Genomic DNA, 3,090 nt, shown 5'->3' on the forward strand with positions numbered 1-3,090 from the left:
AAATCAGTTGGATTGTATTCTTTAGCCTTTGGTTCACCAAAAACAGCCTTAGCACTTTCAGTTCTTGGGTCATGATCAACATGTTTGTGTCCATTATTCTTTTTCTTTTTCATTTTATTTCCCATCGGTAATCAACCTCTCTTAAAATTTAATTATAGGAGTATTAAAATTAAATATCTTAATACTCCTAACATCAGAAATATTTTATAAAATATTTTAACCCTATATTCAATAATCAATCTATTCTATATAGTATACATGTTTATCTTAGGAAAAGTTATTTAGTTTTTAATTAAGTAGTATTTATATTACTTTTTCTTTAGGTGAAAACTAATACTACACAAATTATAATTATAGGTTTAAATATTAAATAATATATTTCTATAGTTAGCTATAAAATTATAACTAACTAATTTTATATTAATCTTTAACATAAACATAAAACAGAAGTTGTTTGGTAATAGTATAAATAATAATAGTCTTAAATTAAATTTAATTTTCTTACCTTTATAAAAATTACTTTCTCTTCTTAAACTAATATGTTTATGTTAATTTAAAAGATTAATATAATAATTACTTTAATATATAATATTAAAATTAAAGTAACTATTTATCGGGTATCCTACAACTTTAAATTTATGTTTAAAATATAGGTTAAAACCCTATATCAACTCAGTTAAAACTATATACTTTAATAATTATATTTAAATAACTATTTTTATTAATTAGTTTGTGAGTTGATTATATTCTTATTATGTGCTTCATAAAACTTTATATTCAATAATTTAAAATGCAAAATGAACCAAAGTTATATAAATATAATAACTTATACAAATATTTTCTTAAATTGAAAATATAAAACTCTAAGCTAATGCTAGCTTAGAGCTTTATATTCAAACATATTTATATGGATCAACTGTTTTTTCCGATACAATTACTTCATTATTAAATCCATTATTTCTTAAAATTTCTTCAAATTTTTTACTAAATGCCACCATTGGTAGCCATTCTGTAACAAAGTGTCCTGCATCTATTACTGCTATACCTTCTTCTTTTATATCACTTATGTAATGATACGTTGTATCTCCTGTTATTATACAATCTGCACCTTTTGCTTTACTTAGACTTAAGTAATCTTGTCCACTGCCATTTATTATAGCTATAGTTTTTATTAATTTTTCTTCATCACCGGTATATCTTATATTAGATGCATTAAAACTTTTTTTAACTTTTATACAAAGTTCTTTCAATGAAATGCTTTGTTCTAGTTTTACTAATCTACCTATGCCATGTTTTCCATCATTATAACCTAAAGCTTTACTACAATCTAAAACCCTAAATTTATCATATCCTAAAATCCTAGTTGCCATTTCATTAATTCCATTTTCAACTGAATCCAAATTTGTATGACTTGCATAAACATTTATATCATTTTTTATAAGATTTATTATCTTTTTTCCTAATAATGTATCTGTAGTTATACTTTTAGGTTTTAAAAATAATATTGGATGATGATTCAATATAAAATTACATTGTTTTTCTTTTGCTTCTTCAATTACATCTAAAGTAGTATCTAAAGCCACTAATATTTTTGTTATTTGCTTTTCTTTATCTCCAATCATTAAACCTACATTATCATAGTCTTCTTTTAATTTTGTGGGAGCATATTGTTCCATTATTTTTATTATATCCTTAACCTTTAAAGACATTCTAAAAACTCCTTTATTTTACTTACTTTAAATTCTAATTCTTTTTTTCTACTTATAGACCCTTCACTATTTAATTTTAACCCATCACATATTTTTATATATTTTTCAAGTTTAAAATTTAAATATTCTTTCATAACTGGATGTTTTTTCTTCAATAAAATTTCACTTATTTCATAATATATATTTTCTATTTCTTTTATATTATTATTATATCTAATTTTAAATATTTCATAAAATTTACCATCTTCTTTCACCAATTCTTCATCTAAAATATCATAGCCTTTACTATATATATATTCTTTTAAAACTTCTGGATTTTGAACTGGTTGTAAAATAACATAATCTAATTTTTTGAATATATCCAAACTATTTTCTATTATATCCCTAATTAAATTTCCACCCATACCAGCTATTATGGCTACTTCAACTTCATTTTTTTTATTGTTGTAAGTCCTCCACCTAATCTACAATTAATCATATTTTCTAAATTATAATTTTTTATATTTAATTTTGCCTTTTCTACAGGTCCTTTGTTTATATCTGATGCTATTGCATAATTTATTTTTTATTTTTTACAAGATATATAGGAATATAACCATGATCTGTTCCTACATCTACTATAGTTTTTGTATTATTATCTATCATTTCGCTTATAGTTTTTAATCTATCACTTAAATTCATTTGTATCATCCTTTACTAACCTATCAATATTTTAATTTGTATAAATAAAAATAACAAAGCTATAACTAGAGGAACATATAAATATCTATACGCTACTTTTTTTATCATACTTAGCATAAAAATATGCAGCATAGTACATACAGAAGAACAACGCCATATTAAGAACTCCATAAGTCATTTGTGCTGAAGCAAACTCCTTAGAAGTGCCGACTTTAACCACATTAAATTTAGCATCAAAGGTAATAGGCATAATATCCGGTAATCTTTCCATTAAATATAAAATCAATGGATTTAAAATTAAAATTACTATTACTATTCCTGTTAATATTATTGGTACTTTAAATCTCCATTCTTTGTATATCTTATGAATTTTATTAAATTTACCTTCCCATTCTATTAAATGAATATTTTTTCCTTCAATATTTTTTTCAAAGTCTTCTATGTTTTCAGGCGATATCGCATAATTTATTTCTTTAGTTTTTAAATATATAACTTGGTTATTATTGGTGACAAACATTCTTGTAGTACCTATTTTTTTAATAACGCTTCTTCCTAATGCAAAATTATGTGTTGCTATTCCTGAAAGCTTTACTCCCTTTATATTGCCTTTTGCTTTAGTATAACCCTCTATTTCATCTATTGAAATTCTAATCTTTTTTAATCCGTTAAAACCAATAATTAAAATTTCTTTTTCATTAAT

3 protein-coding genes and 1 pseudogene are annotated in these 3,090 nt (G+C 22.9%); all 4 read right to left on the minus strand.

Annotated features, from left to right (window positions below; translation table 11 throughout):
* A partial coding sequence (locus CSGHG_RS24540; protein ID WP_010292548.1) for a CPC_1213 family protein occupies positions 1–125 on the minus strand: 125 nt, incomplete at its 3' end.
* A 768-nt stretch (positions 126–893) separates the two neighbouring features.
* Entirely contained in the window at positions 894–1,709 is an 816-nt protein-coding gene (locus CSGHG_RS02945) for a Nif3-like dinuclear metal center hexameric protein (protein WP_010292551.1), read from the minus strand.
* Positions 1,700–2,390 (minus strand): annotated as a pseudogene (locus CSGHG_RS19715) (tRNA (adenine(22)-N(1))-methyltransferase). Before CSGHG_RS19715 ends, CSGHG_RS02945 begins: the two are co-directional and overlap by 10 nt.
* Before the next feature lie 85 nt (positions 2,391–2,475).
* On the minus strand, positions 2,476–3,090 hold a 615-nt coding region (locus CSGHG_RS19720; RefSeq protein WP_052314779.1), incomplete at its 5' end, for a PH domain-containing protein.

Origin of the sequence: Clostridium senegalense JC122 (assembly GCF_000285575.1) — a bacterium.
In the GTDB taxonomy this organism is placed as follows: domain Bacteria; phylum Bacillota; class Clostridia; order Clostridiales; family Clostridiaceae; genus Clostridium_J; species Clostridium_J senegalense.

What these genes read in the sequence shown, in the direction of transcription:
- CSGHG_RS02945 (WP_010292551.1), bottom strand. Translation starts at nt 1,709, where the DNA reads ATGTCTTTAAAGGTTAAGGATATAATAAAAATAATGGAACAATATGCT.